Annotated in this window: 14 protein-coding genes; 9 read left to right on the forward strand and 5 right to left on the reverse strand. The window is 71.7% G+C overall.

The window, feature by feature from the left end:
* The first annotated feature begins 98 nt into the window (after positions 1-98).
* From ACZ6WH_RS13925 to ACZ6WH_RS13940, 4 genes are read left to right on the forward strand one after another with little or no spacing between them, the layout of a single operon-like run.
* On the forward strand, positions 99-581 hold the full coding sequence (locus ACZ6WH_RS13925; protein WP_469728319.1) for a formate dehydrogenase subunit gamma: 483 nt from the start codon (positions 99-101) through the stop codon (positions 579-581).
* Complete coding sequence (locus ACZ6WH_RS13930; protein ID WP_469728320.1) at positions 578-2191, forward strand: formate dehydrogenase beta subunit; 1614 nt, start codon at positions 578-580, stop codon at positions 2189-2191. Before ACZ6WH_RS13925 ends, ACZ6WH_RS13930 begins: the two co-directional genes overlap by 4 nt.
* Positions 2188-5004 carry a formate dehydrogenase subunit alpha gene (gene fdhF, locus ACZ6WH_RS13935; protein WP_469728321.1) on the forward strand — a complete coding sequence of 939 codons (2817 nt, stop codon included), beginning with the start codon at positions 2188-2190 and terminating at the stop codon, positions 5002-5004. The genes ACZ6WH_RS13930 and fdhF overlap by 4 nt, the downstream gene beginning before the upstream one ends.
* Positions 5005-5235: a formate dehydrogenase subunit delta gene (locus ACZ6WH_RS13940; RefSeq protein ID WP_469728323.1), complete on the forward strand. Its 231-nt coding sequence runs from the start codon at positions 5005-5007 to the stop codon at positions 5233-5235.
* 34 nt (positions 5236-5269) lie between these two features.
* Here ACZ6WH_RS13940 and ACZ6WH_RS13945 read toward each other — a convergent pair whose 3' ends face one another.
* Positions 5270-6154, reverse strand: coding sequence for an SMI1/KNR4 family protein (locus ACZ6WH_RS13945; RefSeq protein ID WP_469728324.1), 885 nt, complete (start codon positions 6152-6154; stop codon positions 5270-5272).
* 429 nt (positions 6155-6583) lie between these two features.
* Between ACZ6WH_RS13945 and ACZ6WH_RS13950 the strand changes: the two genes are divergently transcribed.
* Positions 6584-7378, forward strand: a complete 795-nt coding sequence (locus ACZ6WH_RS13950) for a TetR/AcrR family transcriptional regulator (RefSeq protein ID WP_469728325.1) — start codon at positions 6584-6586, stop codon at positions 7376-7378.
* Here the strand turns inward: ACZ6WH_RS13950 and ACZ6WH_RS13955 are convergent.
* Positions 7369-8844 (reverse strand): LVIVD repeat-containing protein, encoded by a 1476-nt coding sequence (locus ACZ6WH_RS13955; protein ID WP_469728950.1) that lies wholly within the window; start codon positions 8842-8844, stop codon positions 7369-7371. The genes ACZ6WH_RS13950 and ACZ6WH_RS13955 overlap by 10 nt on opposite strands.
* A gap of 209 nt (positions 8845-9053) precedes the next feature.
* On the opposite strand from ACZ6WH_RS13955, the gene ACZ6WH_RS13960 reads away from it, so the two are divergent.
* Positions 9054-9743, forward strand: a complete 690-nt coding sequence (locus ACZ6WH_RS13960; RefSeq protein WP_469728327.1) for a DUF305 domain-containing protein — start codon at positions 9054-9056, stop codon at positions 9741-9743.
* 258 nt (positions 9744-10001) lie between these two features.
* Positions 10002-11366, forward strand: a complete 1365-nt coding sequence (locus ACZ6WH_RS13965) for an FAD-dependent oxidoreductase (protein ID WP_469728328.1) — start codon at positions 10002-10004, stop codon at positions 11364-11366.
* 66 nt (positions 11367-11432) lie between these two features.
* On the opposite strand, the gene ACZ6WH_RS13970 is transcribed toward ACZ6WH_RS13965, so the two are convergent.
* Both ACZ6WH_RS13970 and ACZ6WH_RS13975 read right to left on the reverse strand, forming a co-directional pair.
* Positions 11433-12632 carry a sensor histidine kinase gene (locus tag ACZ6WH_RS13970; RefSeq protein ID WP_469728329.1) on the reverse strand — a complete coding sequence of 400 codons (1200 nt, stop codon included), beginning with the start codon at positions 12630-12632 and terminating at the stop codon, positions 11433-11435.
* Positions 12629-13309 carry a response regulator gene (locus tag ACZ6WH_RS13975; RefSeq protein ID WP_469728331.1) on the reverse strand — a complete coding sequence of 227 codons (681 nt, stop codon included), beginning with the start codon at positions 13307-13309 and terminating at the stop codon, positions 12629-12631. Before ACZ6WH_RS13975 ends, ACZ6WH_RS13970 begins: the two co-directional genes overlap by 4 nt.
* A 194-nt stretch (positions 13310-13503) precedes the next feature.
* Between ACZ6WH_RS13975 and ACZ6WH_RS13980 the strand changes: the two genes are divergently transcribed.
* Positions 13504-14352 carry a DUF4344 domain-containing metallopeptidase gene (locus tag ACZ6WH_RS13980; RefSeq protein WP_469728332.1) on the forward strand — a complete coding sequence of 283 codons (849 nt, stop codon included), beginning with the start codon at positions 13504-13506 and terminating at the stop codon, positions 14350-14352.
* Here the strand turns inward: ACZ6WH_RS13980 and ACZ6WH_RS13985 are convergent.
* The gene (locus tag ACZ6WH_RS13985) at positions 14309-14710 is read right to left on the reverse strand and encodes an ArsR/SmtB family transcription factor (protein WP_469728333.1); all 402 of its coding nucleotides are present in this window, start codon (positions 14708-14710) and stop codon (positions 14309-14311) included. The two genes, ACZ6WH_RS13980 and ACZ6WH_RS13985, sit on opposite strands and share 44 nt — an antisense overlap.
* 364 nt (positions 14711-15074) lie before the next feature.
* Between ACZ6WH_RS13985 and ACZ6WH_RS13990 the strand changes: the two genes are divergently transcribed.
* A complete protein-coding gene (locus tag ACZ6WH_RS13990) occupies positions 15075-16109 on the forward strand; it encodes a 2,5-dihydroxypyridine 5,6-dioxygenase NicX family protein (protein WP_469728334.1) in 1035 nt (344 codons plus the stop codon).
* The last annotated feature ends 59 nt before the right edge of the window (positions 16110-16168 follow it).

The raw sequence follows: 16168 nt of genomic DNA on the forward strand, positions 1-16168 counted from the left end.
AACGACCAGGAGGCTACAGACGGTAGACCGTATACAGTCTACGTGTATACGCTGCGCCGCGGCAGGACTCTCGCGCTCGACGGTGAGGTGGAGCGATCATGACGACAAGCGTGCGTGATGTGCCGACGGAAGCCGCGATCAGCGCGATCGTGGCCGCCCATCGCGGCCGACGCGGCCCACTGCTGGAGATACTGCACGCCGTCCAGGCCGAACTCGGGCACGTACCGGAAGAGGCGATCGCGCAACTCGCCCGGGAACTCAACCTCTCCCGCGCCGACGTGCACGGAGTGGTCTCCTTCTACCACGACTTCCGCCGCGAGCCGGCCGGCCGTACGACGGTGCGCATCTGCCGTGCCGAAGCCTGCCAGGCCCTCGGCGCCGACGCGCTCGTGACCCGCGCCCGCGAACGGCTCGGCATCCCACCGGGCGACACGACCGCGGACGGTGCCGTCACCGTCGAGCAGGTCTTCTGCCTCGGCAACTGCGCCCTCGGGCCCTCCGTCCAGATCGACGGCAAGGTGCACGGCCGGATGAGCCCGGACCGTCTGCACGCCCTCCTCGACGAGGCGGTCTCCTCATGACAGTCGTACCGGACTCCCCCGTGACGGTGTACGTCCCCCGCGACTCGGCCGCGAGGTCCGTCGGCGCCGACGCGGTCGCGGACGCCGTACGCCGGGCCGCCGCCGAACAGGAGCGGCCGGTCGAGGTGGTACGCAACGGATCCCGCGGCATGCTCTGGCTGGAGCCACTGGTCGAAGTGGCGACGCCGCACGGCCGCGTCGGCTACGGGCCCATCGGCCCCGCGGACGTCGCGGACCTCGTCGCCGCCGGCATGCTCGACGGCGCCGACCATGCCCGCCGGCTCGGCATCGTGGACGAACTGCCCTGGCTGACCCGCCAGACACGGGTCACCTTCGCCAGGGCCGGGCTCACCGACCCCCTCTCGCCCGAGGACTACGTACAGCACGGCGGCCTCGAAGGGCTGCGCAAGGCACTGGAACTCCCGCCCGCCGACGTGGTCGCCGCGGTCACCGGGTCCGGTCTGCGCGGCCGGGGCGGCGCGGGCTTCCCGGCCGGCGTCAAGTGGCGGACCGTACTGGACTGCGCGGACGGGCCGAAGTTCGTCTGTTGCAACGCCGACGAGGGCGACAGCGGGACCTACGCCGACCGCATGGTCATGGAGGGCGACCCCTTCCTGCTCATCGAGGGCATGACGATCGCCGCGCACGCGGTCGGCGCGCGGGAGGGCTACCTCTACATCCGCTCGGAGTATCCCGACGCGGTGGCCACGATGCGCGCCGCGATCGGCATCGCCCGCGAGAACAACTGGCTCGGTGACCGCGTCCTCGGCTCGGATCTCGACTTCGACCTGCACGTACGGGTCGGCGCCGGCGCGTACATCTGCGGCGAGGAGACCTCGATGCTGGAGAGCCTGGAGGGCAAGCGCGGCGTGGTCCGCTCAAAGCCGCCCATCCCGGCCCTGCAAGGGCTCTTCGGCAAGCCGACCGTGGTCAACAACGTCCTCACCCTCGCCACCGTGCCGGTGATCCTGGACCGCGGCGCCGAGGCGTACCAGCAGCTCGGCGTGGAGCGCTCGCGCGGCACCCAGGTCTTCCAGCTCGGCGGCAACGTCGCCCGCGGCGGCATCGTGGAGACCGCGTTCGGCGTCACCCTGCGCGAGCTGATCGAGGACTACGGCGGCGGCACGCTCTCCGGGCGTCCGGTCCGTACGGCACAGGTCGGCGGCCCGCTGGGCGCCTACCTGCCCACCTCGATGTTCGATCTGCCCATGGACTACGAGGCGTTCGCGGCGGCCGGCGCGATGGTCGGCCACGGCGGCATCGTGGTCTTCGACGACACCGTGGACATGGCGGCCCAGGCCCGCTTCGCGATGGAGTTCTGCGCCGCGGAATCCTGCGGCAAATGCACCCCGTGCCGCATCGGTTCAGTACGCGGCATCGAGGTGATCGACCGGATCGTGGCCGGTGAGCAGCGCGAGGACAACCTCGTCCTGCTGGAGGACCTCTGCGGGACGATGACCGACGGTTCGCTGTGCGCCATGGGCGGGCTGACGCCGATGCCGGTGCGCAGCGCGATGACACATTTCTCCGACGACTTCCTCGCCCGCGGCCTCCGCGGAGCGGTACAGCCCGCGCAGGCGAGCGTTGCCAGGATGGAGGGCACGGCATGAGTCTGCTCAAGGAACCCGACTTCGGCACCCCGGAGCGTCCCGGGGAGGCAACGGTGTCGCTGGAGGTGGACGGCCTGGCCGTGACGGTGCCGCAGGGCACCTCCGTCATGCGCGCGGCGGCGCTGGCCGGCGTCGACGTACCCAAGCTGTGCGCCACGGACAGCCTCGAAGCGTTCGGCTCCTGCCGGCTGTGCGTCGTAGAGATCGACGGACGCAAGGGCACCCCGGCCTCCTGCACCACGCCGGTCACGGAGGGCATGCGGGTGCGGACCCACACGCCGAAGGTGGCGAAGCTGCGCCGGGGCGTCATGGAGCTGTACCTCTCCGACCATCCACTGGACTGCCTCACCTGTCCGGCCAACGGCGACTGCGAGCTGCAGGACATGGCAGGAGTCGTCGGGCTGCGCCAGGTCAGATACGGGTACGAGGGCGAGAACCATCTCGACGCCGAGAAGGACCGCAGCAACCCCTACTTCGACTTCGACCCGTCCAAGTGCATCGTCTGCTCGCGCTGCGTACGGGCCTGTGGCGAGGTGCAGGGCACCTTCGCCCTGACCATCGAGGGCCGCGGCTTCGACTCCAAGGTCTCCCCCGGTGCCGGCGAGCTGTTCCAGGACTCCGACTGCGTCTCGTGCGGCGCGTGCGTCCAGGCCTGCCCGACCTCCACACTCCAGGAGCGGTCCGTCGTCGACCTCGGGATGCCGACCCGTTCGGTGGTCACCACCTGCGCGTACTGCGGCGTCGGCTGCTCCTTCAAGGCGGAGCTGCGCGGCGACGAGCTGGTCCGGATGGTGCCCTACAAGGACGGCGGCGCGAACGAGGGCCACTCCTGTGTGAAGGGCCGGTTCGCCTTCGGCTACGCGACCCATCCCGACCGCGTACTGAAGCCCATGGTGCGCGAGAAGACCACCGACCCGTGGCGCGAGGTGGAGTGGGACGAGGCCATCGCCACGGTCGCCACCGGGATGCGGGACATCCAGCAGCGCCACGGCCCCGGCTCGATCGGCGCCATCAGCTCCTCGCGCTGCACCAACGAGGAGGTCTACGTCCTCCAGAAGATGGTGCGCGCCGCCTTCGGCAACAACAACGTCGACACCTGCGCACGGGTCTGCCACTCCCCCACCGGATACGGGCTGAAGCAGACCTTCGGCGAATCCGCCGGCACGCAGGACTTCCGCTCGGTCGCCCGGGCCGACGTCATCATGGTCATCGGGGCCAACCCGACCGACGCCCACCCCGTGTTCGCCTCCCGGATGAAGCGCCGGCTGCGCGAGGGCGCGGGCCTCATCGTCATCGACCCGCGCCGCATCGACCTGGTGCGCTCACCGCACGTCGAGGCCGCACACCACCTCCAGCTCAGGCCCAGCACCAACGTCGCCGTCATCAACGCCCTCGCGCACGTGGTGGTCACCGAGGGCCTGACGGACAAGTCCTTCGTCGCGGCACGATGCGAGGGCTTCGAGGAGTGGGCGGAGTTCGTCGCCCGCGCGGACAACAGCCCGGAGGCCACCGAACCCCTCACCGGCGTCCCGGCAGCGGAACTGCGGGCCGCCGCCCGGCTGTACGCGCAGGCACCCAACGGCGCCATCTACTACGGCCTCGGTGTCACCGAGCACAGCCAGGGCTCCACCATGGTCATGGGGATGGCGAACCTGGCCATGGCCTGCGGCAACGTCGGCCGCGAGGGCGTGGGCGTCAACCCCATGCGCGGCCAGAACAACGTGCAGGGCTCGTGCGACATGGGCTCCTTCCCGCACGAGTTCACCGGCTACCGCCATGTCGCCGACGACGCGGTCCGTACCGTCTTCGAGAACCTGTGGGGCCGCGAGCTGCTCCCCGAACCCGGGCTGCGCATCCCCAACATGTTCGACGCCGCCATCGACGGCGACTTCCGGGGCCTGTTCGTCCAGGGCGAGGACATCGCCCAGTCCGACCCGAACCTCCACCACGTCACCGCCGCGCTCGCGTCGATGGAGCTGGTGGTGGTGCAGGACCTGTTCCTCAACGAGACGGCGAAGTTCGCACACGTCCTGCTGCCCGGCGCCTCCTTCCTGGAGAAGGACGGCACCTTCACCAACGCCGAACGCCGGGTCAACCGGGTACGTGCGGTGATGCCGCCGAAGACCGGCAAGCACGAGTGGCAGATCATCTGCGATATCGCCACCGCCATGGGCTACCCGATGGCGTACGACCACCCGCGGCAGATCATGGAAGAGATCGCGCAGGTCACCCCCACCTTCGCGGGTGTGTCCTACGAGCTGCTGGACAAGCTCGGCAGCGTCCAGTGGCCGTGCAACGCCGAGGCGCCGGAAGGCACACCGACCATGCACGTCGGTGATTTCACCCGCGGCAAGGGCCGGTTCGTCGTCACCTCCTACATACCGACGGACGAGCGCACCACCTCGCGCTTCCCCCTGATCCTGACGACGGGCCGCATCCTCAGCCAGTACAACGTCGGGGCGCAGACGCGACGCACCGGCAACGTGGCATGGCACGCCGAGGACCTCCTGGAGGTACACCCGCACGACGCCGAGGTACGCGGCATCAACGACGGCGACACGGTCCGGCTGACCAGCCGCGTCGGTGAGACCACACTCCGCGCGTCCGTCTCCGACCGCATGCCGCCCGGCGTCGTCCACACCACCTTCCACCACCCCGTGACCGGCGCCAACGTGGTGACCACCGAAATCTCGGACTGGGCGACCAACTGCCCGGAGTACAAGGTGACGGCGGTACAGGTAGGGCTGGTAGGAACCCATCGGGGAACCACCGCTGAGGCGGTCGAGGACGGCCTACTGACGGTGAGGGACTGAATGAGTACCACCGTGCCCCTTCCGCCGGAAGGCCGGATGGCGAACGACATCGCCAGAGCCTTCCGGCACCTCCCCGAGGACCGGGCCGCAGAAGCCGTCGCGGGCCACATCCACAGATTCTGGGACCCACGCATGCGCACCCGGCTGTCCCGATTCGTCGACGAGGGCGCGGAGGGACTCGCGCCCGAAGTCATCGCAGCGGTGGGCCTGTTGGCGCGGCCGGAGGGTTGAGCACGACGCACCGACCAACCTGACGACGCGCACTTCAGCCGTTCCAGGGCTCCCACAAGGCCCTCTCGTCCGGGTCCTCCGGCGGGCCCCACACCAGCATGCCGTCGATCAGCCCCGGCCGGTGGCCGGGGAACAGCTTCGGGTACTCCAGCCTGTCGGCCGTCTCCTCCAGGAACATGGTCAACGACTTGTCCTCGACCGTGCGCTCAGCCGTCTCGTCCCACCCCCCGGTTTCGCCCGTCTCGCCGTCCACGAACCTGCCATGGCTCAGATCCGTGACGCTCCACGAGCAGAAGGGAAACCAGGACGGCCTCCACAGCGGCATCCCCTCTTCCTCACTCTCACCGAACCGCTGCACCTGGCGACGTTGGATGTCCATGTGCCCCTGGTACGACCTCTCCACCGCGTCGAGGCCCATCAAGGCCCAGCCATGGTCCGGAAACAGCCCCGCCCCGCGCACATCGAGACTCCCCGCGCACAGCCGCCACAGCGCACGCAGCGACGCCGGAACCCGCACACCGAGTGCCTCCTCCAGCGCGGCCACCTCGCTCTCCGTCGCACCGGGCTTGAGCGCGGCGTGCGTGGTGGGGGCGTAGCGGCGAAGCCAGGTCTCGATCCGCTGCCAGGCTTCGGTCACCTGCCGCGCCTGCACCGCGTCCTCGAGCGGCCCCTCGTTCCGGCCGGCGTGCTCGGGCTCCGCCGTCCGCGCGGGCGCACTGGTCAGCACGTCCACCCTGCGTACCTGCACCGTGCCCTCGGCCAGCTCCGGCAGCCCGTAGGCGTAATGCACGTCCAGCCCCGGACAGTCGTCAAAGGTCTCGCCGTCGACGTGGACCACATACATCGACGGCTCCCACCCCGGAGTGCCCCACAACGGGTCCTCCGCCAGCCGGCCGCACAGCACCTTGAGCGCGTACACAACGCCCGCCCCCAACCGCGCGCACTGCTCCCGCACGTCTTCAGGTACCTCAACAGCCATCGCCACGGCCCCCTTCAGCCATTCCGCACCCCATCGGCGGCAAGGTCAGATTGCCATAGGCAGGGCGGTGGATCCCCCGTGGTGGCGTCCTGCCCTCATGAGGCCGGCGGCGCGCAGCCGGCCGTGAGGTACGTCCAGGCGCACCTCAGCGGGCAACTCGGCCGTAGATCCGGGCATCGCCCGTTGTCGAAGCTGGGGCGGGGCATCGAGCGGGGCGGGGACGGCACGGGCAGCGCGATGGCCTGCTTCGGGCGATCCCCCGCGTCGCCCGAAGCAGGCAGCTTGACCGGATACCGCTCCGGGGGGAGTCGGTGTCCGGAGACGGACTGAGTATATTGGCCCGGAGCCAGTCAACGCAGGAGTTACAGAATGTCCCCCCGCAGCGCATCGGTCAACGAAGAATTGCGGCGGCGTTCCCGGGAGCGGCTGCTGCAGGCGACTGTCGAGCTGGTGGGCGAGCGGGGGTACGAGGCGACGACGCTGGGGGCCATCGCGGACCGGGCCGGGTCGGCACGTGGTCTGATCTCGTACTACTTCCCGGGCAAGCGGCAGTTGCTGCAGTCCGCCGTGCACCGGCTGATGCATCTGTCGCTGGAGGCCGGGCTGACCCGGGAACCGTGTCCGGACGGGCCGGACGCGGGGCGGGAGCTGCTCGCGCGGGCGATCGACGCGATCCTGGGGCTGGCCCAGGATCGGCCCACGCTGATGCGGACGCACATGGCGGGCATCCTGACCGCCGAGGGATTCATCCAGTGTCCCGAGCAGCAGCGGCTCGCGCAGTTGCTGCGCGACACGGTCATCCGTTATGGGTCGGCCGATCCGGACACCGACTATCCGCTGCTGCGCGCACTGCTCATGGGCGCGGTGGTCGCCGTACTGCTGCCGGGCGCGCCGATGCCGGTCAGCCGGCTGCGCGGCGAACTGTTCCAGCGGTACGGGCTGGACTGGTGGCTCGGGGCGCCGCCCGAGGGTGTGGTGCCGCCCGAAGGTGTGGTGCCGGCCGAGGAGGGTCCCGGGGCGGGCCCGCTGTTGCATGCGGGCCCGCCGTCGATCGTGGCTCAGGCGTCGGGGACGACGCCTGAGCCGGGGCGGCCGCCGGAGTCCGGGCGGACTTCGGAGCCCGAGCGGCCGCCGGAGCCGGAACTTCCCGCCGGTCAGCGGTAGTCGGGCTGGGTCTGGACGTTCAGTTCGGACAGGTGGACCGAGCGCGCGCTGTCCGTGCGGCGGTCGTCGATCTTCAGGACGTCGAAGCCCTTGGCCATGTCGTTGGAGTAGATGTGGCCGTTGTAGTAGTACGCGGACCAGGAGCCGCCGCCGACGAGGGTGTCGGCGGAGAGCGGACCGCGCTCGAAGTAGCCGATCTCCTCGGGCTTGGCGGAGTCGGTGAAGTCCCAGATGGACACGCCGCCCTGGTACCACGCCTGGACCATGATGTCGCGGCCCTTGGCGGGGATGAGCGAGCCGTTGTGCGCGACGCAGTTCTCGGTGTCGGCCTGGTGGCGCGGGATCTTGTAGTAGCTGCGGAAGACCAGCTTGCGGTGGTCGCCCTTGCCGGTGATGTCGTAGATGCCGTCCGCACCGCGGTTCGGGCCGGTCTTCTCGTTGCAGGTGGCGGCACCGCCGCCGCCCAGCTCGTCGGTGAAGACCACCTTCTTGCCGCTCTCGTTGAACGTGGCGGAGTGCCAGAAGGCGAAGTTCACGTTGTCCTGGACGCGGTCGATGACCTTGGGCGCGGCCGGGTTCTCGATGTCGAGGAGGATGCCGTCACCCATGCACGCGCCTGCCGCCAGCTTCAGCTTCGGGAAGGTGGTGAGGTCGTGGCAGCCGGTGGTCTGCGAGACCCCGGGGTTGGCCGAGCCGCCGGGGTTGCCGCCGTCGGGGAAGAGCACGGGGAAGTCGATGACCGCGGCCTTCTCGGGCGCGGAACGCGGCACCTTGATGACGGAGATGCCGTCGTGCGGCGGCCGGCAGTCGGGGAAGGCCTCGCTGGGTGAGTACGAGGAAACGTAGACGTACACGTTCTTGCGGTCCGGCGCCAGGGTGTGGGTGTGCGAGCCGCAGGCGGTCTCGACGGCGGCGACGTACTTCGGGTTCTTCTTGTCGCTGATGTCGAAAACCTTCATACCCTCCCAGGAGGACTTCTCGGTCGCGGGCTGCGTGGTGCTGCTGCAGGAGTCGTCGCTGCGCGAGGAGTCGGTGGAGAGGAAGAGCAGGTCACCGGAGACGGAAACGTCGTTCTGCGAGCCGGGGCAGAGGACCTGGCTCACGGTACGGGGCTTGCTGGGCCGGGAGACGTCGTAGATCGCGAAGCCGTCGTAGTTGCCGGCGAACGCGTACTTCCCCTGGAAGGCGAGGTCCGAATTGGTGCTCTTCAGCGCGGCCTTGGGGAGGTTGGCGAGGTGCCGGACGTTGTCGCTGTGGACGACCTCGTCCACGCCGGGTATCTCGCCGTTCTCCATGGCCTCCTTGGTGTCGGCCCGCTGGCCGCTGCTCACCTCCCGGTGCACGGACGGGGTGTCGCCCGGGTCCGGGGTGGCGGCGGCCGGTCCGGCCGCGAACAGCGAGGCGAGCAGGCCGCACGCGGCGACGGCCGCGCGGAGGTGACCGCGGCGGCCGGGACGGCGTGGCAGAAGTGGTCTTCGTACGGTGGGTCTGTGCGTCGACGACGTCACAGCGTCCTCCCTTGGAGTCCGTTCGGGGTGGGAACGGTTGTTCTGGCCCCGGAGTTGACCCTGGGTAGTATCGCGCTGCTCATGTACATCTCAATAGGCCGTAAAGAAGATGTCACACATAGCCTGCGGGATCAGTGAACGGTCCGGCCGAGAACAGGAGTTCCACCGTGAAGCGTTCCAGGAGAGTCGCCCTCGCAATCGTCGCGGCCGCAACCGCCGCGGTGCTCGGTGCCGGCGGTTGTTCGGCGGGCGGTGGCGGTGCGACGGACGCGGCTGCCGGTGACGCCGGGCAGCGGGTCATCGCTCCCGGGAAGCCCGGCGAACCGGCGCGCACCCTCTCCGCCGACGAGGCACGCAAGGAGGTGGGCGACGACTCCCCGAACTCCGCCGACTTCGCATACGTACAGATGATGATCGAGCATCACCGGCAGGCCCTGGTGATGACCGCGCTGGCGAAGAAGCACGCCGTCGCGGCGTCCGTGAAGCGGCTCGCCGACCGGATCGACGCCGCGCAGCGGCCCGAGATCGACGCGATGAAGGGCTGGCTGACCGGTCACGGCGGCCCGCGCGAGCAGGGCCACGACGGGCACGGGGACCAGGGCGGGGAACACGGGGAGCACTCCGCCGCGATGCCGGGCATGGCGACGGAGGCCCAGCTCGACAACCTGCGCGAGGCCCGCGGCAAGGGCTTCGACGAGCTGTTCCTCACGCTGATGATCACCCACCACCAGGGCGCGGTGACCATGGCGACCGACGCCCTCTCCGACGGCAACAACGTCCGGGTGGAGGAGATGGCCACCGACGTCATCGCCCAGCAGACGGCAGAGATCGGCCGCATGCGGAAGCTGACGCCCTAGCGAGCCGACACCCCAATGGATCTACCCCGGAAGCCGGAAGCCGGCAGCCGGAGGCCGGAGGCCGGTGTCCTGGCGCCGGACGTCTGGGGCCGGACCGGCGTTCGGCCGCCCCTGCGGCGGGTGGGCCGGGGCAAGGCACGTGTTTCGGTGCGTTCCCGTGGGGTTTTGCGCCACACCAGGGGGCGCAACCGCGCGGCGGCCTCCCCTACCCCGTGCGGCGGTGCGATCCTGGAGGTATCCCGCGGAAGGGGCCTCCCAGTGCTTCGTGTCGCAGTGATCGGATCGGGACCGAGCGGGGTCTACACCGCTCAGGCTCTCGTCCAGCAGCAGGCCGTACCGGACGTCGAGGTATACGTCCTGGACCGGTTGCCATGCCCGTACGGCCTCGTCCGGTACGGCGTGGCACCCGACCACGAGAAGATCAAGACCTTGCAGGGCACGCTCAGGACGGTGCTGGAGCACCCGCGTGTCCATTTCCTCGGCCACGTGGACGTCGGCACGGGCGGGCTCGACCACGCCGAGCTGCGCCGCATCTTCCACGCGGTGGTCTACTGCGTGGGCGCCGCCACCGACCGGCGGCTCGGCGTCCCGGGCGAGGAGCTGCCCGGCAGCCGCTCCGCCACGGAGTTCGTGTCCTGGTACAGCGCGCACCCGGACGCGGCGGCGGCCGGCGCGTTCGCGCTCGGCGGGGAGTCCGCCGTGGTGATCGGCATGGGCAACGTCGCCGTCGACGTCGCGCGGATCCTGGCCCGCGCGGCCGGTGACCTGGTGCCCACGGACGTGCCGCAGCCCGCCCTCGAAACGCTCGCCGGGAGCGGAGTGCGCGACGTCTGGATGGTGGGGCGGCGCGGCCCCACCCAGGCGAAGTTCACCACGAAGGAGCTGCGGGAGCTGGGCGTCCTGCCCGGCGCCGATGTGGTGGTACGCCCGGACGAGCTGGCGATGGACCCGGCGTGCAGCGCCGACCCGGGCGCGCTGCCGGCCGTCGTGCGCCGCAACGTCGATGTGCTGCGCGAGTGGTCCCGGCGGCCCGTTCCCCCGCCGGACGGCCCGCGGCGCCGCATCCACCTGCGGTTCTACCTGCGCCCCGCCGAGCTGATCGGTGACGCGGCGGACGGGGTGCGCGCCGTGCGGTTCGAGCGGACGGCGCCGGACGGGCAGGGCGGGGTGCGCGGCACGGGGCGGTACGAGGACATCGATGCGCGGCTGGTGCTGCGCTCGGTGGGGTACCGGGGCGTGGCGCAGCCGGGGCTGCCGTTCGACACGGCGACGGGGACGGTGCCGAACGTGGCAGGGCGGGTGCTGCGGGACGGCACACCGTGCCCGGGTGAGTACGTCGCCGGGTGGATCAAGCGCGGGCCGACGGGCGTGATCGGCACGAACCGGCCGTGCGCGAAGCAGACCGTCGGCGCGCTGCTCGAAGACGCGCCGGGGCTGGCCGGGCGTGAGCTGCCGGACGATCCGGTGGCGGCGCTGCGGCGGGCGGGGCAGCGGCCGGTGCCGTGGCCGGGCTGGCTGGGCATCGAGGCGGCGGAGGCGGCCCTGGGCCAGGAGCTGGGCCGTACGACGGTGAAGATCCCGGACTGGGAGGGGCTGTTGGAGGCGGCGCGGGCGGGACGGTGAGGACGGCCCGCACCTTTCCCGTACGGGTGGCCCGTGCGGCCGCTCGCCGGGCCGCACGGGCCGCCGCTACCCCCGCCCCGTGGGGAAGCCCGCGCTGATCAGGAAGCCGCCGTCGCCCGTCGGGTGGGCGGCGAACGTGCCGCCCAGGAGTAGTGCACGTTCCCGCAGGCCCAGCAGGCCGTGGCCGCCCTCGGGGAGCGGGTGGCCGGGCTCCTCGGGGGCGGCGGCCGGTGCGGCGGGTCCGTTGCGTACGTCCACGGTCAGCGCCTCCCCGGCCGTGCCGGCGTCCCGTACCTCCGCCGTGACCCGGACCTCGGCACCGGGCGCGTGCTTGCGGACGTTGGTGAGCGCCTCCTGGACGGTGCGGTAGGCGGCGCGTTCGACGGCTTCCGGCCAGCTGCGCGCGTGCGCCCCCGGGCCGTCGCCGAGCACGCCGCCGAGGTCGAGGGCGACCCGCAGGCCGCTCTGCGCGGCCAGCCGGGGCAGGTCGGCGAGCCGGGGCTGCGGGGCGAGCCCGGCGCCCGTGCCGCCGCCGGAGCGCAGCGCCCCGACCATGTGGCGCAGCTCTTCGAGGGTCTTCACGGCGAGGTCGCGCACCGTGCCCGCGCGCTCCCGCGAGGCGTCGTCCCGGCAGGTCACCTGGAGCGCGCCGGCCTGCAGGCTGATCAGGCTCACCTGGTGGGCGACGACGTCGTGCATCTCGCGGGCCAGCCGGGCCCGCTCGGTGGACACCGCCCGCTCGGCCCGCAGCTCCGCCTCGCGGTGGCGGCTCTCGGTGAGGTCCCGGACGCGGTCGCGCAGCTGGCTGCGCATCCGGGCCCAGCGGCCGAACACGACGGCGCCGGCGCCGAGGACGCAGGAGTCCAGCACGTCCAGGACGCTCTGGCGGCCGGCGGTGGGGGCCCAGTCGCCGAGCGGGTACGGGAGGTAGTGCGCGAGGGCCAGGGCCAGCGCGCCCGCCACCACGACGGCGGTACCGGCACGGCGCGCGGCGAGCGTGCAGAGCGCGATCATCGGGGCGAACCAGATGTAGCCGATGTACATGCCCAGCAGCGACACCACGAGGGCGGCCTCGGGGCAGCGGCGCCGGACGAGCAGGACGAGGGCCGACGCGAGCGAGAGCCACAGCGGCAGGCCCGGCTCCGTACCGTTGACGAGGAAGGCGTCCAGCAGGCCGAGGGCCACGGGGAGCACCTGCGTCAGGAGGACGCGGGCGGGGACGGCGTGCCGGCGGGCCCGGTCGACGACGGTCGCGCCGTCGGTCACGGCCGCGCGTCCCCGTACGCCCTGTCCCGCTCCACCGGCCCCACCAGGCCCGCGCGGTCCGCGATCACCGCTGCCTGGACGCGGTTGAGGCCGCCGAGCTTCGCCAGCAGCGCGCTGACGTGGTCCTTGACCGTGCCGTGCGCCAGGTGGAGGCGGAGCGCGATGTCGCCGTTGGACAGGCCCTCGCCGACCAGCGCGAGCACCTGCCGCTCGCGGTCGGTGAGGCCGCCGACGCTGCGGGCCGCGGCCGCGTCCGGCTTGCCGCCGAGGTAGCCGCCGATGACGGCCGGGGTGACGCCGGGCGCGAGCACCCGGCCGCCGTCGGCCAGGACCCGTACCGCGTGCACCAGTTGTTCCGGTGCGGTGTCCTTCAGGAGGAAGCCGGCGGCGCCCTCGTGCAGTGCGGCGCCGAGGTACTCCTCGCCGTCGAAGGTGGTGAGCATGGCGGTCTTCGGCGGGTCCGGCAGGTCGCGCAGCCCGCGCAGGATGGTCAGCCCGTCCACGTCCGGCATGCGGATGTCCAGCAGCAGCACGTCCGGGCGGTGGGCCAGCAGGGTGGCGCGCGCCTCGCCGCCGCCGCAGTCGGCGACCACGTCGATGTCCGGCGCCGAGCCGAGGATCAGCCGCAGCCCGGAGCGGACCAGCTCCTCGTCGTCCACGACCACGACCCGAATCACCCGTGCTCCTCGTTCCGGCGCTGTCCGCCGCCGGATCCGGCGGCGCTCTCCGCGATCGAGGTTACGGCAGGTAAGGGGCGTCGGAGCGGCACCTGAAGAGGAGATCGGCGGTGTCCGCCCCCGCCGGTCGGCGGGGCGTGCCGGAGTCCGGCGGAGGATCCGCCGGCGGGCCGGGGACGGCGAGGGTGGCGGGCATGACAGGAAAGCACGCCGCTCCCAAGGCGCGGTCCCGGCGGAGCGCGGCGCTCCGCCGGACCGTACTGACCACGACGGCACTGACGGGCCTCTCGGCCACGCTGGTCGCCGCCTCGCCCGGCTGGGCCGACTCCGGCCGGGCCGCCGCCGGGCACGCCGCGGCGCCGGCCCGCGGTCTGGTGCCGCAGTATCTGAAGCCCGGCCGCGGCGGCGCGGACGAGCGGGCCTTCCTCCAGCGGAACCGCCTGCTGGAGCGGGTCTCGGGCAAGCTCAACGGCAAGCTGGACATCCCCGCGAAGATCCGGATGACGGGCCGCTCGTGCGGCAACAGCGACATCGCGTACGACCCGGAGAAGGGCCGGATCGACGTCTGCTACGAGTTCGTCGCTGAGGTCCGGGACATGTTCAAGGACGCCCGGTACGGCAGGGTCGGCGAGCGGACGGCGGGCGTGGTGTCCGAGACGCTGTACCACGAGTCGGCGCACGCGCTGATCGACAAGCTGCGGCTGCCGTTCACGGGGCACGAGGAGGACGCGGCCGACCAGTTCGCGGCCTACAACCTCATCCCGCAGGGCGGCAAGGGGCAGCGGTCGCTGCTCGCCGCGGCGGAGAACTACGACCTGTACGCGCGTCAGGAGGCGGGCCACGTCGACTTCTCCGACGAGCACTCCCCCAGCGCCGCGCGCGCCGCGAACTACCGCTCCTACCTCTACGGCGCCGCCCCGAAGCGGTGGGCCGCGCTGGTCGACGGCAAGCACCTCACGCGGAGCCGCTCGGAGTACTCCCGGGAGGAGTACCAGGACCTCAGGACGGGCTGGTCGCACCTGCTGCGGCCGCACCTGCGCTGAGGCCGGCCCCGGCCTGCCGCCGGGCCGCGGCCAGCACGGTGTCCAGGAGGCCGGGGAACAGCTCCGCCAGGTCGTCCCGGCGCAGCGCGTTCATCTTGGCCGTGCCGCGGTAGGTCTGGGTGATCACACCGTGCTCGCGCAGCACTCGGAAGTGGTGGGTCAGCGTGGACTTGCTGACGGGCGCGTCGAAGACCGAGCAGGAGCACTCCCCTTCGGCGTCGGCCAGGACCCGCACGATGCCGAGCCGTACGGGGTCGGCGAGCGCGTGCAGCACGTCCTCCAGCCGGATGGCGTCGCGGCTCGGGTGCGCCAGCACGCGCGGGCCGCCCTCGGCGGGTGTGGAGGTGGCGGACGGCATGGACGGCTCCTGTCGGTCGGCGCTCCCGTACGGTGCGTTCCCGATGTACGAGAACCATCGTAGTTCGCCACCGTCCGGACCGCCAGGGACTCCCCTTCAGGCGCCGCCCCCCTTCCGGGGGCGGCGCTTCGTCGTGCCGTTCCGCCGCGCAACAACCGGGTGAACTCGCGCCGGACCCCTTGCCAAGCCAAGATAGTACGTGTTCGGATTATCTCTGTCGGGGCGCGCAGGAAATGCGCGTCTCCGCAGATCAGAGCATGTACGGCGGGCTCATGACGGCTGCCCGCCGCGGCCCCGGGCGGCGCTGCCGCCGCACGTCACGACGAACTCCACGAGCCACACCCGTACGCCCTTGGAGGATTCCGTGTTCGACCTCTCTTCCGTCGACCTCCTCGACGCCTTCACCCGCGAACTGCGCCTCTGCAAGCTCCGCAGCGACGAGCACGTCGTCGTACTCGCCGAGCCGGGCAGCCGCGGCGACTACGTGGCCGCCGCCTTCGGCGCGGCAAAGGCCTGCGGCGCCCACGTCATCGCGGCCACCGTGCCCGGCGGCACCCCGGCGCCGCTGCCCAGCACCCACACCGGCGCCGGCCCCGGCCTGACGTCGGTGCTGAACGACACCACCGCGCAGGAGCTGCTGAAATCCGCCGACCTGGTCGTCGACCTGACCCGTGAGGGGTTCATCCACGCGCCCGTGCAGCAGGACATCCTCAAGGCCGGCACCCGCATCCTCTTCGTGTGCGACGCCCCCGACGTGCTCGTGCGCAACCTGCCCACGGAGGCGGACAAGGAAGCGGTCCTGGCCGGTGTCGACCTGCTGAAGCGGTCGTCCGTCATGCGGGTCACCTCGGCCGCGGGTACGGACCTGACCGTACGGCTCACCGGCTCCAAGCCGGAGTTCCAGTGCGGTTTCGCGGACGATCCCGGGCGCTGGGACCACTGGCCGAGCACGATGGTGCTGTGCTGGCCGGAGATCTCCGACGGACGGATCGTGCTCGACAAGGGCGACATCCTGCTGCCGTTCAAGGAGTACGTGCGCGAGCCGGTCACCCTCGACGTCGCCGGCGGGCACATCGACAGGATCAGCGGCGGGGCCGAGGCCGACCTGCTGAACACCTTCTTCGACGACTTCGACGACAAGTGGGGGCGCAGCCTGTCCCACATGGGGTGGGGCCTGATGCGCACCGCCGACTGGTTCGCCACCGCGATGTACGGCAAGGACGAGCTGATGGGCATGGACGCGCGGGCCTTCGCGGGGAACTTCCTGTGGTCCACGGGGCCGCACCCGGTCCTCGGCCGGGAGTCCTACGCGCACGTCGACATCGCGATGCGCGGCTGCACCGTCTCGGTCGACGGCACCGACGTCGTCGTGGACGGCAGGCTCACCGACGACGGCTGACGGGCCCGGCCGCGGACCCGCGGACCCCATATCCGGCAACGCCTTGCCTCACCACTCCC

It is taken from the genome of Streptomyces sp. NPDC050806 (assembly GCF_055586425.1).